Genomic DNA, 26,937 nt, shown 5'->3' on the forward strand with positions numbered 1-26,937 from the left:
GCGACGGGGGACGAAATCGTAATTGTTTTCCGATGCGGTTGGCAGATCGGAACCGATGATTGCTTCCCGATGCGGCCGGCAGATCGGAACCGATTGCTTCCCGATGCGGCTGGCAGATCGGAACTGTTGATTGCTTCCCGATGCGGTTGGCAGATCGGAACCGATGATTGCTTCCCGATGCGGTTGGCAGATCGGAACCGATGATTGCTTCCCGATGCGGCCGGCAGATCGGAACCGAAGATTGCTTCCCGATGCGGCCGGCAGATCGGAACCGATGATTGCTTCCCGATGCGGTCGGTCATTCAGAAAATGGAAGCGTTTGCGAAGACAGCGATCGCGGCTTGAACAGGGAAGCGGCCTCCACAAGGTATTGAGGCGGAAAGCTTGCGGGTGCCTGCGAAGTCGTGTCGTTGCCTTAATCCGATCGGCAGCGCCAGCACAGACTTTTTTCGCCAACGCCATACGTCGATGCACACAAAAAACCGTCCGGACGTATTTCTCGGACGGTCTACAGATGCGCATCGGAGACGAATGCGGCTTATTGCTTTGCGGGTCCTTTGCTGACCCAAAACGTGACTCTGCTGCCTTTTTCCACTTGCTCTTTCGGCGCAGGCTCTTGCTTGAATACGGTCCCGGCCGCATGATCGGCCGATTCCAAAAAATAAGAATAACGAAGTCCCGAGTCAACCGCCAGCTTTTCGGCCGCTTCCTGCGTCAAGCCGGTCAAAGTCGGAACGCCGACGAGCGTGCCGTCCGTTTTGGCGGGCGACTCCTTTTTATCGCTTGCCCCGGTATCCGGCTGCTTTTGCGGCGCGGACGGCGCCGGAGACGGCGGCTGCAAATCGGCAACCGTCTCCTGGGGCGGCGCGGTTTTCGGTCCCCGGTTCATCGTTTCGATCAGCAGCACGAAGACGCCGACGAACACGGCCAAGCCTAGCGCGGACAGCGACAGTCCGATCCACAGCTTTTTTCCGAACTGGAGCAGGCGCCGGCGTGGAACCGGCTCCTCTTCCTCGAACGCGGCCGTCTCATCCTCGGCCTGAGGCGGCATGTTCGTCCGCGACGCCGGAATCGGGGCGACCGGCTCGACCGGCGCTGCTCGCGCCGATGTCGGGCGGCGGATCGGCTCGGTCGGCATAACGGGCCCCGGCGCGTGCCGGAACGAGCGGATGTAGCGGACGAACGCGGCCAAGGTGAGACGCTCGGACCATGCTTCCGAGAGCGCATGGACGATTTCATCCTGCTTCGCCGCCGATAGTCCGTTCAGGTTGGCGCGCAGAAGCGATTCGAACGATGCGGCATCGTCCGGAAAATGCTCCGAGCCGGTCAGCAGGTGGAACAGCAGCTCGGCGAGCCCTTTGGACAATCGCTGATTGCCCGGCGCCCTGTCCCACGTGTTGATGATGTTGACGACGCCGTCGTCGGTCACCCAAACGTTGTCCGCTTCGATCGAGAAGTCGAGAAGGCGCTCTTCGGCGGCGTCCAGCAGCGCCTGCCCCAAATTTCCCGCCATCGTCAAGGCGGCGCGGAAGGAGGGGGCGCGGCCCCGGATATATTGCCTCAGCGGGCAGCCCGGTTTATACGAGACGATGACATGAATCGTCCCGCTGCCGACCTCTGCGTCCAACACGTGCAGAAACGGGGACTCGGCCGCACCCGGCACGGCGGCGTTGCCCAAGCTGCGGATATAGTCCGAAACGTCGGATTCCCCTTGTATATCGATCGTATAAATGAAAACCGTCCGCTGCAGAGACAAGTCTTTGCCTTCGTACAACATGCCGCCCAAAAGCGGCGAAAGCAACCGTTTCGGCTCGTACCGGTTCGAAATAGGCTTCACTTCGTTTTCACCCCATAACTTTCCTATTCCATACTATTCGTGAACATACCCGGTTTTAGGACTAACGGACGGGAATATTTCGTCCCGAGTCCCGGCGCGGCGTTCGGACATTTCGATTAGTGTACCATGCCCGGGAACCGGTATCAACTTCCGCGCGGAACCCGTCTCCGATTCGGCGAATTGCCGCCGAGAGTAAACCGGATGCCGACCTCAAACGTCTATTTTGAATGTAGCGAATTTAGGGTGAACTTGTCGACTCGTCCGTCGAAATCAATATGCCGGGAGTGGAAGCGCATCATGAGAGCAAAGCCGTCCAACCGTTTATGGAAAAAAATCGGAATCGCCGCCGCGGCCGTGTTCGGCGTCCTGCTGGCCGGTACAGCCGTCTATACCGGATATTTGGCGAATAAAGCGAGCGACGCGATCGGCCAAATTTCGGCGGCGCCCGCCACCGGCACTCCGATCGCCGAGCCGTCCGAGCCGCAGGAGCGCGAAAAGCCGCTGCTGTTTTTGGTCGCGGGGGTCGACAACCGTGAAGGAGGGGGCGGGTCGATGAATACCGACGTGCTGATGCTCGTGGCGCTCGACCGAAACGACCGCGCGGCCACGGTCGTATCGCTGCCGCGGGATTTGCGGCTGAAGCCGCCCGGGATGTCGTCGCAGAAGGCGAACTATTATTACGCCTATTATTATAACAAAGATCGCGACAGCGCGATTGCGAATACGAAGTCGTTTTTCGGCGACCTGCTTCATCTTCCGATCGATTACATGGCCGTCATCGATTTCGACGGCTTCCGGAAGCTCGTCGACGCGCTCGGCGGCCTGCAGATCGATGTCGATATGGATATGCGGTACGTCGACGAGGAGGACGGCACGAACATCAATTTGAAAAAAGGGCTGCAGCAGCTGAGCGGCAAACAAACGCTCGATTTCGTCCGCTACCGGAAGTCCAATATGGGCACCGCGGAGTCGTCCGATATCGCGCGCAACGACCGGCAGCATCAAGTCGTCGAGAAGCTGCTCGACAAGCTGACGTCGCTCGGCGGCATAACGCAGTGGGGCACAGTGCTCGATATCGCCGGGAAAAGCGTGAAAACCGACGTGCCCGAATCGGTTCTGCGCGGCTGGATCATGCAGCTGAACAAGCTGAAGCCGGAGCAAATCGAGTTCGTTCCGCTGGAAGGGAAGTGGGACAGTCCGTATATCGTGCCGAAGGAGGAGACGATGCGAACGGCGCTCGATGCGCTTCGCGCCCGGCTCGGTTTGGCTCCGTCCGACGACTCGCTTCGGCTGTCCGACGCGATCGCGCTGGAAAGCGCGGAGTCGACGACCGTGACGAAAGATACGTATCAACGCAGGTAGCTTCAAACAGCAAAAAACGCGACGACAGCCGGATCCGGCGTCGATCGCGTTTTTTCTGTTGCGGGCCGGGCACCCCGGCTCGGGCGCCGAAGCGAATGGTTAAAGCACGCGGCGGGCCGAGTTGTAATGATCGCTCCACCAGCCGGAGTTCAGATTGGATATTTTTACCCCGCCTTTGCCGTACGTATGCAATATTTTGCCGTCCCCGATATAGACGGCGACGTGGTGAACCGGCGAGTAGAAAAAGACGAGATCGCCGGGCTTCAGCTGGCTGCGGGGGACGAAAGTCCCGACTTTGGATTGCTGGCGCGACGTGCGCGGAATGGAGACGCCGTTTTGCCTGTAAATGAATTGCGTAAACGAAGAGCAGTCGAACGAGCTCGTGTTTCCGGTTTTCGCGCCGAATTTGTACGGAACGCCCATGTACCGTTTGCCGGTGGCGATTACGGCGTTCGCTTTGGACGAGGCGGAAGTTGTCACGGTTGCGGCTTGAGCCGAGCCGGAAGTCATAAACAAGCTGCCGGAAAACAACATCGAAAGACTGATGCCGACTGCGGCGACGGATTTGAAAAGTCGACTGCGGTTCGTCATGTTCATGAAAGCCTCCTTGGTTGCGGTATTCATGGCGTGAATGGCTTGTCCATACCGTATCACAAACGGAATTCCCTAAACATTGGCATCGCCGCGCGAACGCCCCGCCGCCCAACGGTTTCCCGGACAAAATGAAAATTCGATTAGAAAAAAATGAGAGGTTTCTCCTTGACATCCAGATTGGTTGCGCTTACAATGGATCGTTCGCGATCGGGCTGCCGCCGGATATGTAAATCAGGACAAAATCACAACGAACACTCTTCAACCAATCTTAAAAATCCGTATTGACTTCCCTAATTTTTCTAACTATAATCACGAATAGAACACGAAATCAACACGAAATCACAACAATGAAAGCGCATAAATCAAAGCGAAATCAGAACGCTGCGTCAAAACGTTCATGCGGCGGCGCCCGGCAGCCGATTATGCGGCTCTCGAATGTCGTGCGAATAGGAAAACGCTTTCAATGTCATTGGCGTTTCATTAAGCGCCTTTGCATAAATCCAAGCGATTGACAGAATAAAGGGAGGGCATGACATGAAAAAGAAATCGACGTTGATGTTTTGCGCGGGGATGGTCGGACTGCTGCTCGCTTCCGGCTGCAGCGGCGGCGGCGGGGAAAAAGACAAGGCGGGGGACGCCGCTCCGCCGAAAGATACGCCCGCCGATGCGGCGGTCAAGGTGAGCAGCGATCCGGTCACGCTCAAGTTCGCGATCAATTTTTCCTGGCTGAGCGAGGAGGAGCGGAACAAATATATCGTCGAGCCGGTCAAGAAAAAGTATCCGAACATTTCGTTCGAATGGATCAATTTGACCGAAACGTCGCTCGACAAAGTGATCGCGACCGGCGTCGTGCCGGACATCGTGCAGTCGGCTTCGCCGATCATTAACGTGTACACCGATTTGGGACTGGCCGACAATATGGAGCCGCTCATTAAAGCGCATAAATTCGACACGTCGAGAATCAGCAAGGTCGGCTTGGACGCGGTGAAAATCACGAGCGGCAACGATTACTTGATCGGCTTGCCGTGGACGATCTCGTTCAACGCCACTTACTACAACAAAGACATTTTCGACAAGTTCGGCGTCAGCTACCCGAAGGACGGCATGACGTGGGACGAAATGAGAGAGCTTGCGATCAAGCTGACCCGGAAGGAAGGACAAACGCAATACCGCGGACTCGAGCCCGACGTGCCGAGCCGGATGGTGTCCGTGCTGTCCCGGGGTTACGTCGATCCGAAAACGAACAAGGCGACGCTCGATACGGACGAGTGGAAGCGCGTATTCGCGTACATCAAATCCGTTTACGACATACCGGGCAACGAAAATTACCGCTGGGTGCCGAGCGCGTTCGACCAGTTCATCAAAGAACGCACGCTCGCCATGTATCCGGGCTTGAACCATTTCCCGAACTTCAAAGGCGTCGAGGGCATCAACTGGGACATCGTGCAATATCCGCAGTTCAAGGACAAACCGAATACGGGCATGCAGGTCGACGAATGGATTTTGCACATTACGAAGCAAAGCAAATACAAGGATCAAGCGTTCCAGGTCATTTCGACGGTTTTGTCCGACGAAGTGCAGACCGAAATGTCCCGCAACGCGCGGTCCCCGATCCTTACGTCGAAAGCGGTTCAGGACGAATTCGGGAAAAACGTTCCGTATTTGCAGGGCAAAAACCTGAAGGCGATCTTCCTGACCCAGCCGGCCGCTCCGGTGCCGCCTAGCAAATACGGCGCCTATGGCTCGACCGTCTCGCAGGAAGCGTTCAAAAAAGTAATGAAGGACGGCGTCGACATCAACTCCGCGCTGCGCGAAGCGGACGAGAAGCTGACCAAAAATATGCTGGAAAACAAATAAGTCCGGGTCCGGGCTTTACCGGCCATGCGGCCGGCGCGAAATCATGCACCATGCGCGAGGCGTTTGTTGAGAGGCGGCGCCCGCGCATGGTATGATTGTTTAGATCGAGACAACGGTTCGGCAATCTGGAGGTTAGCATATGGAAAACCGCCCCGGCCCAAGCAAGTCGCGCCTGGACGAGCTGGTGCAGACGCTGCGGGACGAGATCGAGCAGGGCAGCCGCCGGCCCGGCGAATATTTGCCATCCGAGCGGGAATTTTCGAAGCAGTACCAGCTGAGCAACCTGACCGTCCGCAAAGGACTGGAGCGGCTCGTGGACGAAGGGCTGATCGTCAAAATTCCGCGAGTCGGCAACAAAGTGATCGGACCGGCCCGAGCCGGCGAGGTCGTTTCGCTTACAATCGGGTACTATACGTCGATTCCCCGCGAAACCGGGATCGACCGGCTGCTCGAACGGTTTCACGAGCTGCACCCGACGATTCGGGTCCAGGCGATTCCGTTTACGAACGAGCATCCCGACGTGATCAAACGGTTTCTCGACAACGGCATGCTCGACGTCATTACGCTGAACTACAACCATTTTCGCGCCTACCTGGAATTCGGCTGGGCGGACTTGATGGAGCCGCAGCGGCCGGACCCGGACATTTACCCGTATTTGACGGACGCGTTTACGTACGGCGGCAAGCTGCTCGTCCAGCCGTTCATCTTTTCGCCCGTCATTTTGTGCTACAACCGGGACCATTTTCGCGAAACGAAGCTGCACGAGCCGGACGGCGGCTGGCATTGGGAGCGGCTGTTCGAAACCGCCTCGAAGCTCGCCGTGCCGAACGAGCGTCTCGGCTTCTATTACCATTTTTTGTCGGCGAACCGGTGGTCCGTCCTGCTGCTGCAGCGCGGCGGCACGTTCGAGAAAGACGACGGCGGCGGCGTGAAGCTGCTGCATACGGACATGATGGAGGCGTTCCGGTTTTGCCGCGACGTGCAGGAGCATTTCCCGATCTTGTCCGAAGGCATCAACAACGGCGACGTCGAACGGCTGTTCGTGCAGGGGAAAGCGTCGATCATCATGACGAGCTATTTCCATTTGAACTTTATGATGGATAAGCCGGTTTCGTTCGACATTTCGCCGGTGCCGCATTTCGGCCATCCGGCTACGCTGCTCATGAGCATCGGGCTTGCGGTGAACCGGCATTCGCGGAACAAGGAGGCGGCGAAGACGCTTGTCCGCTTTTTGACGTCGGAGGCGGCGCAGCTGTCGATCCGGCAGCGGACGTACAGCCTGCCGGCCTTGAAATCGGCCGCGGAGTGGGTCGGGGAGGAGAGCATATACCGGCCTTCGCGCTTCTCGCTGTTTCGCGAAATCGTTCCTTCGTTCCGCTACTTTACCGACCTCGGCATCGGCGACAAGCAGTTCCGCACGATCGAGCGGGAAGTGATGCTGTACTTCGCCGGTCTGGAGGACGACGAGCAGTTCGGCGGCCGGCTGGAGCGGCTGCTGTCTCCCGCGGCGGCGACGTGATCCGGTTTCGATCGGAGAACGGCCGCCGCTTGTTTTTCCCGGACGTTCGCATCCGGCGGGCATGCGAAAAAAGACGGCACGGCGTACCGCCTTTTCGATTCGCGGGCGAAAGCGTTACGTTTTGTCGATCGCTTCCGCCATCGTTTTGTCCGTCAGGTGGGCGTAGATTTGCGTCGTTTCCGGAGAAGCGTGGCCGAGCTGATCCTGCGTCTTGTACAGATCGTTGCGCAAATAATAATCGGTCGCGAACGAATGGCGCAGCTTATGGACGGACAAATACGGTTTGCCGAAATGTTTCGCGTATTTGATCACCATTTCCTGGATCGCCCGTTTCGTCATGCGCCTTCCTTCCTTCGTGCCGTTGGCCACGGCGAGGAACAGCGCTTTTTCTTTTTTGTCCGGATTGTAGCGCAGCTGGCGAACGTCCATGTACGCCGTCAGATCGGCGACCGCGTCCTGGCGGAAATAGACCGGCGTTTTGAACGTTTCGTCGTTTTTCCCTTTCCGGTAAACGTACAACAGCTTTTTCTTCAGATCGACGTCCTCGATGTTCAGGTTGACGACTTCCGACACCCGCAATCCGGAGTTCAAAATGAGGCTGACGATGCAGACGTCGCGCACGCGGTTTTGCTCGAACGCGTACAGCGCCTGCTTGTTTCTCGACACCGTCTGCGCATAGCCCGATTTCACGTAATCGATGAATTCCGCGATTTCGTGTTCCTGCAGCAGCTTGCCCTCCAGCTTGGCGGCCGTATCCTTCGGCTTGTGCGTCCGTTTGATTTCCACCTTCGCCATGACGTTTCGCTTCAGCAGCGGGTAAAAATCGTCGTCCTCGGCGATTTGGCTCAAATAATGAAACAGCGAGCGAAGGGAGGACAGCTTGCGCGATATCGTCGTCTTCGTATTCGCCTGCTCCTTCTTGGTCGCGAGAAACATGCGGTACGTATCGATATTTTCCATGCGAAGCTTCTCCAGCGTCTCGATCGGAATGTCGCGAATCGAAGGCGCGTCGCTGATCCCTTCCGCCAGCAGCCACGAAAAAAACGTTTCGTAATCGCGCACGTATTCGAGCAGCGAGGAAGGGGACAAGTCCGGCAGCTTGTAGTTGATGAATTTATCGACGTACCAGGGCATGGTCGGCACTTTTTTATCCAATTCCTGACGGTCTTTCTGCTTGATCACGTTCACTCGTCATGCACACCTCGCTTGCGGATTCGGCTTCCGGCCGCAGGCCGTTTATGTAGCTTCGCTTTCGTCCACGATCGCGATCGTGAACGCGACGCGCTGCATGACCGACTCCATGCCGGTATGCTGTTTGGCCCGCGCCTGAGCCTCCATCAGATCGAAATATTTGAAGTAAAGCTGCGCGTCTTCCAGGATGCGCGTAGAATGCGGAGCTTCTTCGATAAAATAGCTGCCGTCTTCGAGCCGAAGCACGTGGCCGTGTCGAAGCTTGGACAATGGAATCACCTCATCTTTAACTATACCGCATTTCGCGCGATAATGCTCCCTCGATCCGGGCGGATGCCGGATAAGCCATGGCGGTCGCAAGCCCAAAGCAATTTTCTCCATGTTTTCAAATAATATTATCTATACCCTCCGTCCGGTCCGGCGTGATATGCTGTTGGAATAATGGAGAATCCGATCAAGACGATCGCCGGTAAGGAGAGGGAGGAGCCGACTGAACCAGATGGAGCATAGCGACGAACGGGAGCGGGAGCGGAAGCGAGAACGGGAACAAGAACGAGGACGGGAGCCGGAGATGCCGCGCGGCCGCGGGAGAAGAATCGATCCGGACGACGACTGGGAACGGGAGTATGTCAAAGACCCGTCCAAAAACGGCATGTATTATTTCCGCATCTACATGTGGCTGTTGACGTATTTGAAGCCGTACAAATGGCAAATGTCATTGTTTATCGGCTGCGGGCTCGCCATCTCGCTGTCGCAAATGAGCATTTTTCGCGTCCTTCAACATATTATCGACGATGTCGTCATGGCCGGCAATACGTCCAAATTCAAATGGATCGTCCTGACGCTCCTCGCGATCTTATTATGCATGTTCGCGGCGATGGCGGCGAACAACCTGCTGTCCCGGCTGATCCGGGAAAAGGCGTCGCGGGATTTGCAGTTCGATTGCATCCGACAGCTGCGCCTGCTCAGCTTTTCGTATTACGAAAACCATCCGGTCGGCGAAACGCTGTCGCTGCTCAACAGCGACGTGCAGGCGATCCAGGGCATTTATCAGCGGCATTTTCCGAGCCTGGTCAACAACGCGCTGCTGCTGTTCGTCGCCTTCGGGTTCGTCGTCCATATGAACGCGGCGCTGACGTTCGTTACGCTGCCGTGCTTCCTGCTCTATTATTTGGCCGGACCGTATTTGACGAAAAAATCGTCCTTCTGGGGCAAAGTCGCCAGAGACCGCCGGACGGACTGGAACCGCAAAATATACGAAAGCGTTTCCGGGCTGACGGAAATGCGCGCGCACCGCAGCGAGCCGTGGGATATGCAGCGGTACGAGCAGAAGCACGCCGCCTACAACGAGAGCCAGCGCAAGCAGTTTTTGTTCCGCGGCTTCCGCATGCTCGCCCGGCAGCTGTCGTCGTTCGCCGGCATGATCGTCATGTTCGTCTACGGCGCTTATTTGAACCGGATCGGCGCGCTGACCGTCGGCGAGTTCGTCGCCTTTACGATGTATTACCAGATGCTGAACCGCCAATCGTCGCAGCTCGTATCCATCTTTATGGATCAAAGCTTGCTGCTGCACCAGGGCGAGAAGCTGAAGGGCTTCATGGAGCTGAAGCCGGAGGTGAAGGAGCCGGAGGCGCCGGTCGAGCTGCCCGCCGTACAAGGCGGCGTCACGTTTCGAAACGTGACGTTCGGCTACGGCGGCCGCGACATTTTGCGGAACTTTTCGCTGGATATCCGGGCAGGCGAGCGGGTGGCGCTCGTCGGCACGAGCGGCGGGGGCAAATCGACCGTGCTGAAGCTGATCGACCGGTTTTACGATCCGCGCGAAGGCGAAATCCTGCTGGACGGCGTACCGCTGCGCCGGCTGTCGCTCGAACGGCTGCGCGATGCGGTCGGCATCGTATTTCAGGAAACGTACTTGTTCGGCGCGACGGTGCGCGAAAATATCCGGTTCGGCAATCCGGACGCGACCGACGAGCAGGTGCTGGAGGCGGCGACGGCGGCGAACGCGCACGAATTTATAACGGCGCTGCCGGACGGCTACGACACGTTCGTCGGGGAGCGGGGCGTCAAGCTGTCCGGCGGCCAACGCCAGCGGCTGGCGATCGCCCGCATGTTCATTAAAAATCCGCGCATCGTGCTGCTCGACGAAGCGACGTCGGCGCTCGACAGCGTCAGCGAGCGCGAGGTGCTGAAAGCGCTGGAACGGTTGATGCGGGGGCGGACGACGATTACGGTCGCGCACCGGCTGTCGACCGTTCGGGATTACGACCGGATCGTGGTCGTGGCGGACGGCGGCGTCGCCGAAGTCGGCAGCTACGACGAGCTGATGGAACGGCGCGGCTGGTTGTATCGGCTCGAACAAACCGCCGCGGGCGGAAAGGACGGTGAAGCGGAGAAAGATGAAAACGGCCCGCTGGATATACGGACTCGTAAGGCAAATGCGCTGGGCGCTCACGCTTAGCATGCTCGTGCTCGTTGCCGGGCAATGGGCGCAAATCGCGGCGCAAGGCTCGCAAAAGTTTTTGATCGACGACGTTCTCGTCGGCAAGCGGTACGACCAACTGAAATGGGTGCTGCTGTATCTTGCGGTCACGTATTTGAGCTCGTATGTGCTCAATTGGTGGGGCCGGTATTTGACGAGGATGAACGGGCTCGCGCTGCACCGCCATATGGGCGGCCGGCTCATGGCGATGATTCAGCGGCTGCCGGTCGCGTCGATTCAGGGAGGCCGGACGGCGAAATGGGTGCAGTATTTTACGAGCGACATCCAGCAGGTGTCGTCCTTCGTTACGGACGATTTGCCCAGAGGCATCCAGCAAATCGCCGGCACGCTGCTGCTGATCGCGGTCATCGGCTTGAACAGTCCGGTCGTGCTGGCGATCGTTTCCGCCTTCAGCGCCCTTTACATCGGACTCGGGCGCTACTTCGGGCCGATCATGCGCAGGCAGACGAGGGAAATGCAGGAGAAGCGGGGCGACATGCTGACGAAAATCGAGGAAGGCATCTCGTCGACGCGCGAGGTGATCGCCTTCAACCGGATGGAATGGGAGCAAAAAAGCTTCCGCGGCGCGTTCGCCGTCTTCTTCGACAAAGTGATGCAGAACGGCAAGCTGGCGAATTCCCAGCTGCTGCTGAGCAACTCCGTGCAGTGGATCGGCCGTCTCGCCGTGCTCGTCTTCGGCGGCTATTCGGTCATTCGCGGCGACGTGTCGATCGGCGTTTTCGTCATCGTCTACCAATACTCGAACCAGCTGTTCACGAACTACCAGACGGTGTTCAATTTCGCGATGAACATGTCCGGCCAGCTCGCATACGCCGACCGGGTCAAGGAGCTGCTCGCGCAGGACGTGATCGCGGAAGGCGACAAGCCGCTCCGATCGCCCGTTCATTCGCTGACGTTCGAAGGCGTTACGTTCGCATATCCCGGAACGGAGCGCATCGTGCTGGACGACCTGCATATGTCTCTGCCCGCCGGGAAAAAGATCGCGATCGTCGGTTCGAGCGGAGGCGGCAAGTCGACGATCGCCCAGCTGCTGCTGCGCTTTTTCGAGCCGGCTTCCGGCTGCATCCGCGTCAACGGCATTCCGCTGCCGGAGCTGCGGCAGTCCGACTGGATGGGCAAGCTGTCGGTCGTCTTCCAGGAGCCGTTTCTGCTCCCGGATACGATCCGAAACAATATCGTGTTCGGCCGGACCGACGTATCGGAAAGCCGCATGATCGAGGCGTGCAAGGCGGCGCAAATTCACGATTTCATCGAATCGCTCGAGGACGGCTACGATACGGTCGTCGGCGAGCGGGGCTACACGCTGTCCGGCGGCCAGCGTCAGCGCATCGCCATCGCGCGGGCGATCGCCGGCGAGCCGGAGCTGCTCATCCTGGACGAAGCGACGTCGGCGCTCGACATGGAGACGGAGAAGCGGCTGCAGGACCGGCTCGATGAGGAGCGGGCGGGGAAAACGACGATGATCATCGCCCACCGGCTGTCCACGATCCGCAACGCGGACGTCATTTTCGTCATGCATCAAGGCCGGCTGGTCGAGCAGGGGACGCATCAGGAGCTGATGGCGTCGGGCGACGTATACCGGCGGCTCGTCTCGATCATGAACGAGGAGGGCGCGCGCACGAGGGGAGCGTGATTTTTGTAAGAACGAACGGCGTCCGGGGTTCCCGGACGTTTTTTTTGAAATTAATGTCTTTTCGTGCGGCAAGCAGCGCCTTTTGTTTCCGCGTCCGACGGATCCGAATCCTGCCGGGCCGCCGGAATCGAACGAACGGGAAAACCTCCGGTTAACTCGCCCTTCTTGTGGCGTCGTTTCGAAATCCGGATCGATGGCTAAGGAATCGTCCGATGCTTATTGGCGGTAAACCGGACGTTTTTTAAGGCCAACGAATCCTAGTATCGTTATCGGGGCGAAACGAGAAGAAAACGATCCGATTCGCGGGTAATAACGTTAATGGAGTTCGTTACAAATTCAAACCGCCGCATTCGACTCCGATAACGATCGCTCGGTTCGTTAACCGAAGTGGGGACAGTCGGTGCGTACGCTGTCCGGAGGAGAATGCCAACGGATCAAGCTGGCGAGGGAGCTCAGCCGGAATTCGAAGCGGCATACGCTTTACTTGCAGGACGTGTCGACGAGCGGCCTCCATCCGGCCGATACGCGAAGGCCGATCGTGCCGCTGCACAAGCTCGTCGATGCCGGCCGTACGGTCATCGCCGTCGAGCATAACATCGAGGTGATCCGCGAAGCCGATGGGGTCGTCGAACTCGTCCGAAAGGCGGAGAGGCGGGAGGCGAGGTCATGGCTGCAGGGGAGCCGGAGCAGGCAGCGATGGCGGGGGCGTCATAGACCGGCCGCTAGGTGCGGCAAGCGTTGGCCTTGACGTAACGGCCGCCGGCGCCGACGCGATGAGAAGGACGTTCGCTCGCCGCGGGCGGGCGAACGATTTCCGATTGCCGTTTGCCGGTTACGGGTGTTATGCTGAATGGACAAGAAACGCATGCGGTTTCGGCATGCAAGCTGCATACTGCATACGCGGAGGTACTTTACGTGCTGGATTTGTCGCTCGACGAGCCGGAACGGTTGAAGCGGGTCGCCCACGCGCTTTCGTCCGATGTCCGGATCGGCATTATCAAGCTGCTGAACGAAAACAAAATGAATATCGTCGACATCGCCGACCGGCTCGGCCTGCCGGTATCGACGGTCGCGCTCAACGTCAAGGTGCTGGAGCAGACGGGGCTCATTTTGACGGAAACGGTTCCGGCCAAACGCGGGACGATGAAGGTGTGCTCGCGTAACTTCGATCTTGTCCGGATGAAGCTGTATACGACGATCGGCAATCATGACCCGAAAAACTGCTACACGGTCGAAATGCCGATCGGCCATTTCACGGACTGCGACATCGCCCCGACGTGCGGCATGGCGGTGGAGAGCGGTATCGTCGAGCCGAAGGAGGAGCCGTCCGTCTTTTACGAGCCGGAGCGGGTCGACGCGCAGCTGATTTGGTTTCGCAGCGGCTACGTGGAATACAAATTTCCCGCGGCGATACCCGGACAGGCCGGCATTCGATCGATCCAATTTTCGTTCGAATTATGCTCGGAGGCGCCGACCTACGATCACGAGTTCCCGTCCGATATTACGGTTTGGATCAACGGGGTCGAAATCGGCACTTGGACTTGTCCGGGGGATTTCGGCGACCGCAGAGGCAGGCTGAACCCGGCCTGGGTCCCGTACGGGGTGACGCAGTACGGGCTGCTGAAAACGTGGAAAGTGAACCGAAACGGCACTTATCTCGACGACATGAAGCTGTCCGACGTCGCGCTCGGCGAGCTGGATATCCGGCCGCGCAGGCCGATCCGTTTGAAAATCGGCGTCAAAGCCGACGCCGTCCATATCGGCGGCCTCAATTTGTTCGGCAAAAAGCTCGGCGATCACGAGCAGGACATCGTCATGCGCATCCTGTACGAATAGCCGCATCTCTCCAGCGAGCGACGGCAAGCTTTTTTTCGAGTATGAGGCGCTGTCTGTTATACGTACAGAAGGTCGCGTATCGCTTGGACGCTCTCGCGAACCGTATCGGACCATTAGACGCTCGGCAATCGCCTATCGCCAGGCGTCTTTTTTCGTGCCGACCGAACGAGAGGGACTTTGGAGTGTTTATATTACATAAAACATAGAATAAAGCGTATACAAAGAAGATATCCCGATGTTATTATGATTTTGTTACATAAAATATGGAACTTATGATGGGTGAGGAGGGTGTCAGATGACGCTAACGCTGGAACAAATCCATTTGCGGGACCCGTTCATCTTGGCGGATGCGGCAACAAGCTCGTACTACATGTACGGCACGACGGGCAAAACGGCTTGGGGCGGACGGCCGGAAGGGTTCGACGTGTACCGGAGCGACGATTTGGTACACTGGGAAGGTCCGGCGCCGGCATTTCGACCGGCTCCCGGCTTTTGGGCGGATCGCGATTATTGGGCGCCCGAAGTGCACGCCTGGAACGGAACGTATTACATGTTCGCCAGCTTCAAAGCGGAGGGGAAATGCCGGGCGACGCAAATTTTGGCCGCCGATAGCCCGGCGGGGCCGTTCGTCGTCCACAGCGCCGAGCCGGTGACGCCGGCCGATTGGGAATGCTTGGACGGCACCTTGTATGTCGACGAAGGGGGCGATCCGTGGATCGTTTTTTGTCACGAATGGGTGCAGGTCGGGGACGGGGAAATATGCTGCCGGCGGCTGACGCGCGGGCTCGATGCGGCCGTCGGCGATCCGCTGCTGCTGTTCAAGGCGTCCGAGTCGGGCTGGAGCGAGCGCGGCAAGGCGGGCAACCGGGTGACGGACGGGCCGTTTCTGTTTCGCTCCGAAGCCGGCGAGCTGCGAATGATTTGGTCCAGCTTCGACAAGCGGGGCTACAATGTCGGGGTCGCCCGCTCGGTATCCGGGCTTATTACCGGACCGTGGAAGCACGAGCCGAAGCCGCTGTTCGGGCCGTCCGAAGCGGACGACGGACGGAAACCGGCGGCGCCTGCGGAAGGCGGGCACGGCATGCTGTTCCGCACGTTCGACGGTCGGCCGATGCTCGTAATCCACGCGCCGAACAAGCATCCGGAGGAGCGCCCGGCCATCGTTCCCGTTCGGGAAATCGACGGGACGCTTGCGCTCGGCTACGACCAATGATTCGGCGTCCCAAAAGGGAAGTTAGGCTTATTGAGCAAGTATGGGCATTGCCGGGAGTCGATTGCATGGCGTGCATGGCAACGGCAGCTTCTTAACATTCAGAACGTTATTACTCGCTTTCTGCCCATCGGCAATCGAACGAATCCGGCTCGATGGTTAACGAATCGTATGCTGCTTAGCGGCGGGAAAACGGTCGTTTTTCCAATCTAACGAATCAGGGCATCGTTATTGAGCTGAACATGGATCAAAAAGTTGGGCGGCGGTTGAGCCATATCCCGTACCTCCCCGCACTTGGCTTAACACAAAACCGTCCGGGTGTCCCGGACGGTTTTTCTTAGGGAAGATATTCATGTTTCGGCCATTCCCGGCTCCAACAACGCCGTACCGGGCTCGCCAACGGCCGCGGTCGACGCACGGACGACGAGACGGGTCGGCACGACGATTTTTCGCCGTTTTTGCCTCGGGTCGTTCATGACGGAGACGAGCAGCTTGGCGGCTTCGCGGCCAACCGTATATTCCTCCTGGTTCACGTGCGTCGGCGGGATCGCGGAAAAGGCGGACAGCTCGTAATCGTCCAAAAAGACGACCGACAGCTGATCCGGAACGCGCTTGCCCAGCCGCTTCGCCGCTTCCATGACCGTCAAGCCTACCGCGGAATTGGCGGCGACGACCGCGGTTATCTCGGGATTCCGCTCCAGAAAGCGCACGATCCGCTCCGTGCTGGCGGGCTCGCTCACCCCTTCCCGCAATATGCCGTTCACCAGCTTGCCGTCCAAATCGGTCAACCGCTGATGGCGATCGATCAAAATGCCCCGCTCGAACAGCGCCTTTTCGTAGCCGCTCAGCCGATCCTCCAAGCTGGACGTTCCTTCCGGATGGGTGGAAACGAAAGCGATGCGGCGATGACCGTTTCGGATGCAGAGATCCGTCGCCTCGAACGCGCCGGAAACGTTATCGGAGCATACATAGTTCGTTTCGACGCCCCTCAGGTAACGGTCGACGACGACGACCGGAAACTCGTTCAATGTCAGCTTGAGCAAGTCTTCGTTGTAGCTTTGGCCTTGCGCGGGGTAAATGATGATCCCGTCCACGCCGGCCTCCACGATCTCGCGAAGCAGCCGCTTCTCGGTTTCCTGCGAATCGGCCGTCGTCCGAAACAGCAGATGGAACCCCGCTTCGGCCAGCTCGTTTTCGATGCCGTGAAGCAGGTTGGCCGTAAATCGGTTGTCGAGGCGGGGGATCAAAAAAGCGACCGTCGGGCCGGAAGACCGCCCTTCCTGCCGATAGACGGGCGGCTCGCCGCGCCGGTCCGGCGAGACGAAGGTGCCTTTGCCCTGGACGCGGTAAATGAGCCCTTCCTCGATCAGCTCCTGCAGCGCGTTTTTGATCGTGATCCGGCTGACCTGGAATTGGGCGGCCAGCTCGTTTTCCGAAGGCGTTTTGTCGCCGGGCTGCCAGACGGATTGCCGGATGTTGTCCAGAATAAATTGTTTGATTTGTTTGTAAAGCGGGATGCGTCCCGGTTGCTTCGGCTCGGCTTCGGTTCGGGACGTCTTTCGTTCGTTCGGCAACGGCATAGCCGCCTTCCTTTCCGGAACGTTCGGGGCGAACTCTCCAAGGAACGTTCCTTGTCTTCGTCCGGCGCTGCGTGAAGTTATTGTAAACGCATTGACACGGCTTCCTCGCGAAAAATATACTTGCTATGTTGTCCTAGATTACTATATGTGAAATATAACAAATAATCAACTCAACGTGCGAGGTGCCGTCGTTACATGAACAAAACGTCATTGCGTTTCGTCGTCATGGGAGATTTGCATTACGTGCAGGAGCAGTCGCACCGGCAAGCGCTGAACGGCAAGCCGAAAGGCGTGACGGAAGCCGCGGACGTCGCCCGGAACTTATGGATGACGCGCAACGTGACGCCGCAAGTCATTCGCGAAATCGCCGCCTTGCGACCGGATTTCGTCGTCCAGACGGGGGATGTCATCCAAGGCCATTGCGACGACGAGGCGGGCGGCCTGCGCGAAATGCGCGAAGCGATGGAGCTGCTGGAAGGACTCGGGGCGCCCGTCCTGTTCGCGCTGGGCACGCATGACGGCGTCGTCTGCAAACGCGAGGAGAAGCAGGTGACGCAGTTTGTGTATCCGGCCGTCGGAAAGGCGCTCGGTACCGCGCCGCTGACGAAAGGATACTTCCGCTTCGAAAGAGCGGGCAGCTTATTTATCGTTCTCGACTATACGACGTTCGCCGCGGGGGACGGGCAGGAGCGTTTCATTAAGGATGCTTTAGGCGAATCGGACCGGTACGAGCACGTTTTTTTGTTCGCCCATCCGCCGCTCGTTTGCGTCGGCCGGCCGTTTTTTACCCATTTCGACTTCGTTCGGACCGTATTGCGGGAGGCGGCCGGCCATCCCGTCGACGCTTATTTTTGCGGTTATACGCATAATCAGGTGACGACCTTGCACCGGGTCGGACGCTACTGGCTGCCTCAATTGAAATCGTCCGTGCTCGGCTATCCCGACCGCGCTCCCGTCTGCTTGAGCGACGTTCGGCCCCTGTTGCCGGAGCCGGCCGACTGCGAGTATATTTGGGGGTATTTGGAGGATTCGGCGCCCGGCTGGTGGGAAATCGAGGTGAGCGGGGAAACGGTGCGCGCCGATTGGCACGTAGTCGGCCGCGGAACGGTCGGACGGCTTGCATGGCGTCGGGGCGAAAAGGCGGAAGTCGTCCGCAAGCCCGATTTCGCGCGAACGTCCGGACTGCCGCTGCCCGCCGCCGCCGAAATTCGTTCGGTTCGGATTCGGGCGGCCGGCTCCAACTGCCAAGCTCCGGATGCGTACCGGGTTCGTCTGAACGGAACGGAAGTCGGCGCGTTCGGACGGCTGGAATATTTCGACAGCCGCCAGTCGCTCGAGATTGGGCGCGAGCATTGGCATTTGCTCGGCCGAACGAACCGGCTCGAAGTGACGACGGGCGAGGAGGCTATGTGTATCGGAGGGTTCGTGCTGGAGATCGAAACGAACGACGGGACGGTGCGCAGCACGATATCCGACTATTTTGCGAACACGGATCGTTGGGATCGGTGGGGAACAAGAGCGGTGGACAAAATAGCCCCTCGGCAGACGGCGAGCGCAGAGCTTATGTTCGGATCGTAAGGGAGTGCGGACATGCCTTGCGCATGAATCGCCCTCGATCTGACGGGATGCCGCCGATTCGTACGGGCCTGAATCGGCAGAGTACGCATCCGGGCGTTGTTCATCGGATAGAAAACTCGACGCCGTACAAGCCGAGCGCCAGCTTTTCGGCCACTCGACGCGAGGAACGGTTTTCCCAAGACGTACTGTACATCGGAAGACTCCCGGCCTCGCGTACCGCCGACGCCCATCCGGCAACCGCCTCGCCGGCATATCCTTTCCCGCGGTATTCGTCCAGCGTTTCGAGCCCGGCTTCGTGCGCCCGGGGCGTAATGCGGACGCTGCGGCAAATCGAAACGGCCCGGTTGTCGCGCACGATCGCGATGCAGGGCTGAGCGTAGTCGATTTCCGCCCTCAGCCATTCGAAGCCGTCGCGCAATAGCCCGTCCATGTTTTCGCGGGTTATGCGGACCGCATCCGACGAAGTCGCCGCCATAGGCGGAATGACGTAACATGGCCCCATCTCGAAATTCCGACTTTGAAGAAGAGCCATATACGCATCGGCGCTTTTCGGCTTCGCCTCCAAATCGTTCAAGTCCGGCTCTTCCGCACACAGCGCCTCCAACCGCTCGACGATCGGATCCGGAACGTCGACGCGGAACCGGCAACATGTCGTGCCCGCGATCGTCCTTCCCAAATAAAAGCGGGGAGCCGGACCGCTTCCCGGCCAAGGCTCGTTGATATTGCGAAGCCGCGACCTTTCGTCCTGCGTAAACAGCGCATCGATATGAAGCTTCATCCATTCGTCGGCGCTTTTTTCGAGCTTTGTTCGATCGTTCATTTCATCGCTCCTCGATATCGAATATGCAAAAGATCGTATCATTTTTCGGACGTCCATGCCCGTAAAGTTTGAATAAAGCGAAAAATAACCTTTATGCCTTCAGGCACAAAAGTTATTTTCGCATCCTATTTTTTGGCGGCGATCGCTTTGTCGATATTTTCGTTCGCCTCGCGCAGCGCCGTATTGAGGTCGACCTTGTCGGCGGCGTAATCCCGGAACGCCTGCTGTCCGATCTTCTTGCCGTCGTTTTCATAGATCGAGTAGACGGGGGAAGGGGAGACCGTGCTTTTGAACAATGCTTCCACATGCTTTCCTTGCAAATATGGAACGTCCGCGCCGAACTGCTTCTTCGGTTCTTCGCCGAGTAACGGCGACATGCGCGCCGTTTTTCTCGCGCTCAGCAGCTGGACCTCGTCGGAAGTAACCACCTCGATCACCTTCATGACCGCTTCCGGATGTTTGGCCGTTTTCGAGACGATCAAGTTGTGGGAATCGAGCTTGCCCGATACGTTCGGCAAGTCTTTGTAGCTCGGGTATTGCGCGATATCCCAGTTGACGGTATTCGCAGCGCTGCCGATTTGCGCCATCAAATTCGTCGACGCGAGCATCGCCACGTTTTTCTCCTTGATGAACAGGTTGCCGGAAGCGGCCGCCGAAGGTTCCGGGCTCGGCTGGGCGTTGCCCGGTATCGATACGATCGTTTTGGCGAGCTCGAACACCCGTCTCCATTTGTCGGTGTCGATGCTCGCTTTGTCCGTCTTGCCGTCGACGTAGGCGAGCGAGTACGGGAAGCTCATCACGTAGCTGCTGGCCGGATCGAGTCCGCGGTATTGGACGCCTCCGTCAAGCCGCGTCAGCTGGCGGGCCAGCTCGATGGCATCGTCCCAAGTCATGCCGTCTTTCGGGTAGCTTTTGCTGAACTTGTCGAAAATGTCCTTGTTGTAGTACAACGCGTTAAACTGCATGGCGTAGGGGATGCCGTACAGCTCGCCTTTGTCCGATTTGACGGCGTCGATCGCGACGGGCTGGAAGCGCGCCAGGTTGAAGTTTCGGGACTTGACGTGAGGGGCAATATCGGCCAGCAGGTCCAACTGCTTCAGTTCCATGATGCCGGAATTCGGGGTAAGCAGCAAATCCGGCACCTCGCGCGCGGCAACCAGACTGTCGAGCGTGACGTCTTTGCCCGGCCGAAGGAGCTCCAGCCGAATGTTCGGATATTTGGCGCCGACCGGCTGAACGAACAACAGTTGGAAATCTTCGTCGGATATTTCGGCCCCGTTCACGAACACTTTTAACGTCGTAGGGACATCGGACTCGGTTTTGGCCGATTGAGTCGGAGCCGGGGATTGGGGGTTCGCTGCTCGTATTAAATATGTTGGTTAACTTGTCTATTTGTTATATCGGATAGCAGCGGTCCGAATATTTAGTTAACATAACAATTAATATGTAAACTTAAACCGTCATTCCTGAACCGAAATTTTCGCCCGCCTGGAAACGACAAAAGCTCCGCGCCGGCTGCAAGCGGACGCAAAGCTTTTGTCGGTTACCGTTTGGTCAGAGCGGTATACGGCTCGCCGCCGGATGTGCGGCCGGCGCTTTCCAATCGAACGGGTCTTACGATTTCGGCGTAATTGGCCTCGATATCGGAACGGATCGAATCGAGCAAATGAAGCGCATAGCTTCGTTCGTCGGGATCGGAAATCGTTCGGACGACATCTTCCAACAGTTTCAGCCTTGTTTCCGTGACGAATCTCATATCGATGCCCCTCGCTAGCCGCCATTGCTAAACCATTCGTCCGCTTCCGTAATTTTATGTCGAGATTGTCGAATCCGAACTGTATTGCGCTTGAATATCGGGCGGCGAGACGTTACGATGATACGGAACGGAAGGGCGACAAAGCGATGTCATACGACCGAGGAGGCGCTTATGTTTCATCAACAACGATACGACGGCACACGGGAGCAAAATTATGAATCGGTTATCCGGCAACTGCAGTCGCTGCTCGACGGGGAACCGGATCCGATCGCCAATTTGGCCAACGCGGCGGCGCTGCTCAAGCAATTTATGGACGATATCAATTGGGTCGGGTTTTACTTGCACCGGGACGGCATGCTCGTACTCGGGCCGTTCCAAGGACTGCCGGCATGCGTTCGCATCCCGCTCGGCAAAGGCGTTTGCGGGAAAGCGGCTCTGGAACGAACGACGGTTCGAGTCGCCGACGTCCATGAATTTCCGGGGCATATCGCTTGCGATGCCGCTTCGCTATCGGAAATCGTCGTTCCCGTCGTCGTGCGGGGCGAGCTGTACGGCGTTCTCGATATCGACAGCCCGATTCGCAGCCGTTTCGACGAAACGGATCAACATAATTTGGAGCGGTTCGTCGCCAAGCTTGGCGAATACTTGTAAGGCGGTCAGGCAGTCCGTTCGATCGGGCTGCTTTTTTTTCGCCGCGCTCATCGGCGTCCGCGAAACGTTCGGCGCAAATCCTCGACCCATGAGTCCGGAACTTTGCGTTCGTTCGGTCGTCTGCGCCTACGAAACGGTGCCCGGCTCGGATATAAAAATGTTGACGAACGGAATCCCGTTGCAAATTCGTTTCTTGCGATCTAATCTGAAACTACCGTGTTGCGCAGTCTGGATCCGTGTCGGAGGACGATCTATGAACATTATTCAGTCCGTGGAAGCGATCCGCAACGATCATACGCCCAGCTTGGAAAGCGGCGTGCTGCTCGTTCCTTGGACGCTGGCGACTATACCGGAAACGCCGCATTGGCATGACGAGCTGGAAATATGCTATTGCGTTTCCGGGAAAGGCGTGTTTTATTTCAAGGACCGGCAATACGAAATCGGCGCGGGCGACCTGATGATTATAAGCCAAATCGAGAGGCATACGTCCAATTCGGTGCGTGGCCATACGTGCTCCAATTTGTTTTTGTTTTTCCGGGCGAGCGCGATCGAGCGGATGGATTTCAATTTGCTTCGCCCGTTCATTTTCGACCGTGAGCGGTTTACGCACAAAATTCCGGGACATTTGCCGGTCGCGAAGGAAATCGGAAGCTTGATGCTGCGCATGCGGGACGAGCTCGAGCAGCGGCAACCGGCCTTCGGCCCCCCTGGTCAAAAGCATGCTGCTCCAAATTTGTTCGCTGCTGCTTCGCCATTACGACACCGATACGATCGACGCCTGGCACCAGTTTTATTCGAAATACGCGGTTGTCCGGTCCGGCTTGACGTATATTCAATCGCATTATCACGAAAATATAACGCTCGAACATGTCGCCGAAGCGATGGCGCTCAGCCCGTCGCGCACCCGCCATCTGTTTGTCGAAGTGATGGGGATGGGGGTTCGGGCGTATTTGATTCATTATCGCGTTCAGGCCGCGCAGCGTCTGCTCGTCCAGACGAATATGGCAGTCGAAGAAGTCGCCGAACGATGCGGGTTCCAAAGTGTTTCTTCGTTTTATCGCGAGTTTCGGAAGCGGGTCAAGGAAACCCCCGTTTCGTACAAAAAGCGGTGCCTCGGCCTGACCGGCGACGGTCCGCAATCGTAACCCGATACCGCCGCTGCGGTAGCTCATTTCGATTTAGCCCTTTGTGAGAACGATTCGGACGCTGTCGCCATTGTTCGGCGCGCGGTTTGAATTTACGATAAGGCTATCCCGAATAGAAAAGAGGAGTTGTCCATGGCAACAAAGACGGCTTTGCCTTATCGTTTCGAATTCGACCCGGCCGAAACGGCGGAAATCGCAGCGTGCAACAAGCGGCACGGATTCGCGATCGTGAAAGGCATGCTTCCGCCCGGCATGGCGGACATGCTGAAGGCGGAGGTGCGCCGCGTGCTCGAGCCGGTCGTACGATCGTCCGGCGCCGTTACGTTTACGCACGACCATTTTATCGAGTACTCTCCGGTGTTCGCTTCGCTCATGACGTACGAGCCGTATATGCGAATCGCCCGCGCCTTGTGCGACGACGAGCCGATGACGCTGAACCGGTCGGCCGCGATATACAAAAAGCCGGGCTGCGGTCCGATGGCATGGCACACGGACTGGGATCCGCTCTCGCACCCGTACCGGACGAACGCCGTGCTGAACAACTCGGGCGCATCCTCGATGTGGTTTTATTTGAACGGGATCGACGACGTGAGGGGGGGACTGGCGATCATTCCCGACTCCCATGCCGAAGACTGGCCGGCTCCCGACGGCTTCGAATTTACGGCCCGAAACAAATCGTTTTCCCGAAAAGGCGGCGCCTCCGGCCCCCACATCCGAATGGACGACGTTCCCGGAGCGATGCCCGTCATCGCCGAGCCTGGCGACCTGATCGTGTTCGCCGAGCGGACGTACCACGGGGTTTACCCGCACCGAGGAACGGAAACGAGACTCAGCTGCGGCATGAGCTTTCGCAAGCAAAGCTACAAGCCCGAGCAACTGTGGCCGATATCCGAATCGGCACGCAGCTTTATCGATTTTTGCGGGCCGGAGGTGAGGCCCTTCGTCGAAGGCTATTGGGGAATGGGCGGGAACTGGCAAAGCGAACCCCTGTAAATGAATAAACCGAACTGCGATAGGAAACGAGACTCGTTCGAAAGGCGGACGCGTCTCGTTTTTGTTTCGTTTCCCCGGCTTGCATGTCTTGAAGTACAGTTTTGCACAAACGGTCGAACAATACTTGTTCTGTTAGAACCGGAAGCCGTTACATATACTAGGAGTACGAAGACAAAATTCGACACGCCGGGGAGGGATGAGTCGATACTGGACGAACGCCGTACCGCCATTTTGGCCATTTTGCAGCAAACGCCGGGCTTTGTCACGGTTCAGCAGCTGATGGAACGTTTGAAGGTTTCCCGCCGCACTGTTTATTACGACATGGACAAAGTGAACGGCTGGCTAGCGGACAACGGCCTGGAGCCGGTCGAGTACGTCAGGGGGGCGGGCTTCCGTTTGCCGGAGGCGAGCCGGACCGGACTGCCGGAGCAGGCGCAGCGCATTCGTCCGTACGAGTACGCCTTGTCCCCGAAGGAACGGAAAGCGTGGATGGCGATCGTGCTGTTTACGAGGCCGGATGCGGTATTCGCACACGATTTGGCCGATTTTTTGCAGGTCAGCCGGATGACGGTGCTGCAGGACATGAAGCTGCTTCGAAACGAGCTTGATGTATACGGACTTACGGTGCGCGTCGACCGCAAAGCGGGCTATGTCGTCGAAGGCGAAGAAGGCGACAAGCGCAAGGCGCTGGCGCACTATTTGCCGCAGGTCATGGCGGACGCGAGCCGGAAGCAGTATCGTTCGCCGTTTCGCGGCGTCGTGCGCGGTCCGCTTGCCGACCGCCAACCGTCATGGCAAAGCGACGAGGAGCTGCTGGCGGAAGTATACCGGCTGGTGGCGGATTGCGAAACGTCGCTCGGGCTGGAATTTACGGACGAAACGGTGTTCGTGCTCGCGTCCCGGCTCGTCTTGTTCGCGTCCCGTCTGAAGCAGGGCGACGTCGTGAAGCTGGACGACGACGAAAAGGCGGTGCTGCGGCGTATGCCCGAATATAAAGGGGCGCAGCGGCTCGCAGGCGGGCTGGCCGACTTGTTCGACGTCCGGTTTCCGGATGACGAGGTTTGTTATTTGACGATGCATCTGCTCGGCGCGAAGCTGAACCGGCTCGACCCGCCGCAAGGCGGAGAAGAATCGGCGGCGCACGGGGAAGCGGCTGCGCTCAAGGCGCTGACGGGCCGGATCGTCGACCGGTTCGAGCAGCTCGCCTGCGTCTTTTTCGAGCGGCGCGCGGAGCTGGAGGAGCAGCTGTTTTTGCATATCAAGCCCGCCTATTACCGGATCAAGTACGGCTTCGAGGTCGAGCATCCGCTGCTGGACACGATGCGGACAAAGTACCGCGAGCTGTTCGAGCTTACGCGAAAGGCGGTTCAGCCGCTGGAGCATATGATCGGCCGTGCGGTGGGCGACGACGAGACGGCGTTTATCGCGATGCATTTCGGCGGCTGGCTGCGGCGGCAAAACGCGGAGCCGATCCGGCGGCGCAAAGCGGCGATCGTATGCGTCAACGGCATTTCGACTTCGCGAATGCTGCGCATTCAGCTGGAAGGGCTATTCCCGTATCTCGACATCGTCGCCGTCTTGTCGCTTCGCGAATACGAAAAGTTTCGCCAGCCGGTCGACGTCTTGTTTTCGACCGTGCAGCTGCAAAGGGCCGAGGCGCCGGTATTCGTCGTGAACGCCGTGCTGTCCGATCGGGAAAAGGCCCATCTGCTGCACGAGGTGAACCGGCGGCTCGAAGCGAGCGCGCCAGGCGCGGCGAATCCGATCGGCGGGCTGGTCGAGCTGATCAAACGGTATGCGGACGTGAAGGACGAGAACGGCTTGACCGAGGCGCTGGCCGGCTACTGGTCGGCGGCGAACAAGCCGGATTACGCGCAGCCGGGCAATCCGAGCCTGGCGCAGCTGATCCCGCTTTCGCGCATCCGGTTCGTCCGCAAACTGCCGGACTGGCGGGAGGCGATCGAACGGGCGGCCGAGCCGCTGCTTGAAGACGGATATATCGAGCGGCCGTATATCGCGGCGATGATCGACAAGGTCGAACGGCTCGGTCCGTATATCGTCATCGCTCCCGACGTCGCGATCGCGCATGCGAAGCCGGACGAAGGGGTGCTGCGCACCGGGATGAGCCTGCTGCTCGTGCGCGAAGGCGTGCCGTTCTCGGCGGAGGCGAAGCATCGCGTCCGGGCGCTGTTCGCGCTCGCGAGCGAAGACGGCGAGTCGCATTTGACCGCGCTATCGCAGCTGACGACGCTGCTTCGCGACGAAGCGAACCGGGAGCGGCTCGCCGGCGCGGACCGCGCGCAAACGATCGCCGCGATGTTCGAACAAGCCGCTGTCGACGCAACAGACGGAGAAAGGGGAACAGACGCATGAAATTTTTAACGGCGGATTTGATCGCCTTCGATATCGAGGCGAACGGGCCGGAGGACGCCATTCGGGCGGCCGGCAGGCTGCTGGCGGCTTCGGGAGCGGCCAGCGACGATTATACGGAGGCGATGGTGCAGTCGTTTCATGAGAAAGGGCCGTACTTCGTGCTCGCTCCGGGAATCGCGCTGCCGCACGCCAAAGCGGAAAGCGGCGTGAACGAGGCGTCCGTCTCGTTCGCGAGACTGAAACGGCCGATTCCGTTCGGGCACAAGTCGAACGATCCGGTCGATCTCGTTTTCGCACTCGGCTCGGCTTCGAACGCCGACCATATCGCGATGCTTCGCAAGCTGACGATGCTTTTGAACGACCCGGCCAACATCCAGGCGCTGCGCGAGGCGAATACGCCGGAAGCTGTGCAGGCGCTCATTTTGCAGGAACGCTGATCGGGCCGCGACCAATAGACAAATACGAACATGCGCCGAAACCGGCAACTCCCGGCGGCGCT

The 26,937-nt window shown here is 58.5% G+C and carries 22 protein-coding genes and 1 pseudogene; 15 read left to right on the top strand and 8 right to left on the bottom strand.

What is annotated here, in order from left to right; genetic code table 11:
* Positions 1-538 precede the first annotated feature (538 nt).
* Positions 539-1,837, bottom strand: coding sequence for a PASTA domain-containing protein (locus PV407_RS17735; protein WP_332091262.1), 1,299 nt, complete (start codon positions 1,835-1,837; stop codon positions 539-541).
* A 297-nt stretch (positions 1,838-2,134) separates the two neighbouring features.
* Here PV407_RS17735 and PV407_RS17740 point away from each other — a divergent pair, with 297 nt between their 5' ends.
* Positions 2,135-3,199, top strand: coding sequence for an LCP family protein (locus tag PV407_RS17740; RefSeq protein ID WP_332091263.1), 1,065 nt, complete (start codon positions 2,135-2,137; stop codon positions 3,197-3,199).
* A 99-nt stretch (positions 3,200-3,298) separates the two neighbouring features.
* Here PV407_RS17740 and PV407_RS17745 read toward each other — a convergent pair whose 3' ends face one another.
* Positions 3,299-3,733 (bottom strand): C40 family peptidase, encoded by a 435-nt coding sequence (locus PV407_RS17745; RefSeq protein WP_442951677.1) that lies wholly within the window; start codon positions 3,731-3,733, stop codon positions 3,299-3,301.
* 594 nt (positions 3,734-4,327) lie between these two features.
* Between PV407_RS17745 and PV407_RS17750 the strand changes: the two genes are divergently transcribed.
* Together PV407_RS17750 and PV407_RS17755 are read left to right on the top strand one after the other, a co-directional pair.
* On the top strand, positions 4,328-5,650 hold the full coding sequence (locus PV407_RS17750) for an ABC transporter substrate-binding protein (protein WP_332091265.1): 1,323 nt from the start codon (positions 4,328-4,330) through the stop codon (positions 5,648-5,650).
* 139 nt (positions 5,651-5,789) lie between these two features.
* Positions 5,790-7,169 carry an extracellular solute-binding protein gene (locus PV407_RS17755; RefSeq protein WP_332091266.1) on the top strand — a complete coding sequence of 460 codons (1,380 nt, stop codon included), beginning with the start codon at positions 5,790-5,792 and terminating at the stop codon, positions 7,167-7,169.
* 114 nt (positions 7,170-7,283) lie between these two features.
* Here PV407_RS17755 and xerS read toward each other — a convergent pair whose 3' ends face one another.
* Both xerS and PV407_RS17765 read right to left on the bottom strand, forming a co-directional pair.
* Positions 7,284-8,357: a tyrosine recombinase XerS gene (gene xerS, locus PV407_RS17760; protein ID WP_332091267.1), complete on the bottom strand. Its 1,074-nt coding sequence runs from the start codon at positions 8,355-8,357 to the stop codon at positions 7,284-7,286.
* Between the two features lie 48 nt (positions 8,358-8,405).
* Entirely contained in the window at positions 8,406-8,630 is a 225-nt protein-coding gene (locus PV407_RS17765; protein ID WP_332091268.1) for a hypothetical protein, read from the bottom strand.
* 229 nt (positions 8,631-8,859) lie between these two features.
* Between PV407_RS17765 and PV407_RS17770 the strand changes: the two genes are divergently transcribed.
* The 5 genes from PV407_RS17770 to PV407_RS17790 all read left to right on the top strand — a co-directional run bounded on the left by PV407_RS17770 (position 8,860) and on the right by PV407_RS17790 (position 15,545).
* Positions 8,860-10,821: an ABC transporter ATP-binding protein gene (locus PV407_RS17770; protein ID WP_332091269.1), complete on the top strand. Its 1,962-nt coding sequence runs from the start codon at positions 8,860-8,862 to the stop codon at positions 10,819-10,821.
* The gene (locus PV407_RS17775) at positions 10,745-12,496 is read left to right on the top strand and encodes an ABC transporter ATP-binding protein (RefSeq protein ID WP_332091270.1); all 1,752 of its coding nucleotides are present in this window, start codon (positions 10,745-10,747) and stop codon (positions 12,494-12,496) included. Before PV407_RS17770 ends, PV407_RS17775 begins: the two co-directional genes overlap by 77 nt.
* Positions 12,497-12,896: 400 nt before the next feature.
* The gene (locus tag PV407_RS17780; RefSeq protein WP_332091271.1) at positions 12,897-13,244 is read left to right on the top strand and encodes a hypothetical protein; all 348 of its coding nucleotides are present in this window, start codon (positions 12,897-12,899) and stop codon (positions 13,242-13,244) included.
* A gap of 167 nt (positions 13,245-13,411) precedes the next feature.
* Positions 13,412-14,332, top strand: a complete 921-nt coding sequence (locus tag PV407_RS17785; RefSeq protein WP_332091272.1) for an ArsR/SmtB family transcription factor — start codon at positions 13,412-13,414, stop codon at positions 14,330-14,332.
* Positions 14,333-14,627: 295 nt separating this feature from the next.
* Positions 14,628-15,545 carry a glycoside hydrolase family 43 protein gene (locus PV407_RS17790; RefSeq protein ID WP_332091273.1) on the top strand — a complete coding sequence of 306 codons (918 nt, stop codon included), beginning with the start codon at positions 14,628-14,630 and terminating at the stop codon, positions 15,543-15,545.
* Between the two features lie 347 nt (positions 15,546-15,892).
* Here the strand turns inward: PV407_RS17790 and PV407_RS17795 are convergent, their stop codons facing one another.
* A complete protein-coding gene (locus PV407_RS17795) occupies positions 15,893-17,116 on the bottom strand; it encodes a GntR family transcriptional regulator (protein WP_332091274.1) in 1,224 nt (407 codons plus the stop codon).
* A gap of 201 nt (positions 17,117-17,317) precedes the next feature.
* Here PV407_RS17795 and PV407_RS17800 point away from each other — a divergent pair, with 201 nt between their 5' ends.
* On the top strand, positions 17,318-18,700 hold the full coding sequence (locus PV407_RS17800) for a metallophosphoesterase family protein (RefSeq protein WP_332091275.1): 1,383 nt from the start codon (positions 17,318-17,320) through the stop codon (positions 18,698-18,700).
* Positions 18,701-18,800: 100 nt separating this feature from the next.
* Here PV407_RS17800 and PV407_RS17805 read toward each other — a convergent pair whose 3' ends face one another.
* From PV407_RS17805 to PV407_RS17815, 3 genes are all read right to left on the bottom strand, one after another.
* Positions 18,801-19,520, bottom strand: coding sequence for a GNAT family N-acetyltransferase (locus tag PV407_RS17805; RefSeq protein WP_332091276.1), 720 nt, complete (start codon positions 19,518-19,520; stop codon positions 18,801-18,803).
* 125 nt (positions 19,521-19,645) lie between these two features.
* Positions 19,646-20,803, bottom strand: a complete 1,158-nt coding sequence (locus PV407_RS17810) for an ABC transporter substrate-binding protein (protein WP_332091277.1) — start codon at positions 20,801-20,803, stop codon at positions 19,646-19,648.
* Between the two features lie 260 nt (positions 20,804-21,063).
* Entirely contained in the window at positions 21,064-21,276 is a 213-nt protein-coding gene (locus PV407_RS17815) for a hypothetical protein (protein WP_332091278.1), read from the bottom strand.
* Between the two features lie 171 nt (positions 21,277-21,447).
* Between PV407_RS17815 and PV407_RS17820 the strand changes: the two genes are divergently transcribed.
* The 6 genes and pseudogenes from PV407_RS17820 to PV407_RS17845 all read left to right on the top strand — a co-directional run bounded on the left by PV407_RS17820 (position 21,448) and on the right by PV407_RS17845 (position 26,875).
* A complete protein-coding gene (locus PV407_RS17820) occupies positions 21,448-21,927 on the top strand; it encodes a GAF domain-containing protein (RefSeq protein WP_332091279.1) in 480 nt (159 codons plus the stop codon).
* Positions 21,928-22,180: 253 nt separating this feature from the next.
* Positions 22,181-22,483: pseudogene (locus PV407_RS29590) on the top strand (AraC family ligand binding domain-containing protein); the annotation flags it as partial.
* Between the two features lie 163 nt (positions 22,484-22,646).
* Positions 22,647-23,072 (top strand): AraC family transcriptional regulator, encoded by a 426-nt coding sequence (locus PV407_RS17830; protein ID WP_332091281.1) that lies wholly within the window; start codon positions 22,647-22,649, stop codon positions 23,070-23,072.
* Between the two features lie 132 nt (positions 23,073-23,204).
* Positions 23,205-24,065 carry a phytanoyl-CoA dioxygenase family protein gene (locus tag PV407_RS17835; protein ID WP_332091283.1) on the top strand — a complete coding sequence of 287 codons (861 nt, stop codon included), beginning with the start codon at positions 23,205-23,207 and terminating at the stop codon, positions 24,063-24,065.
* A gap of 228 nt (positions 24,066-24,293) precedes the next feature.
* Positions 24,294-26,438 carry a BglG family transcription antiterminator gene (locus PV407_RS17840; RefSeq protein ID WP_442951678.1) on the top strand — a complete coding sequence of 715 codons (2,145 nt, stop codon included), beginning with the start codon at positions 24,294-24,296 and terminating at the stop codon, positions 26,436-26,438.
* The gene (locus PV407_RS17845; RefSeq protein WP_332091285.1) at positions 26,435-26,875 is read left to right on the top strand and encodes a PTS sugar transporter subunit IIA; all 441 of its coding nucleotides are present in this window, start codon (positions 26,435-26,437) and stop codon (positions 26,873-26,875) included. Before PV407_RS17840 ends, PV407_RS17845 begins: the two co-directional genes overlap by 4 nt.
* Positions 26,876-26,937: the final 62 nt, after the last annotated feature.

The sequence above is a fragment of the Paenibacillus sp. GYB003 genome, from assembly GCF_036577625.1.
In the GTDB taxonomy this organism is placed as follows: domain Bacteria; phylum Bacillota; class Bacilli; order Paenibacillales; family NBRC-103111; genus Paenibacillus_AB.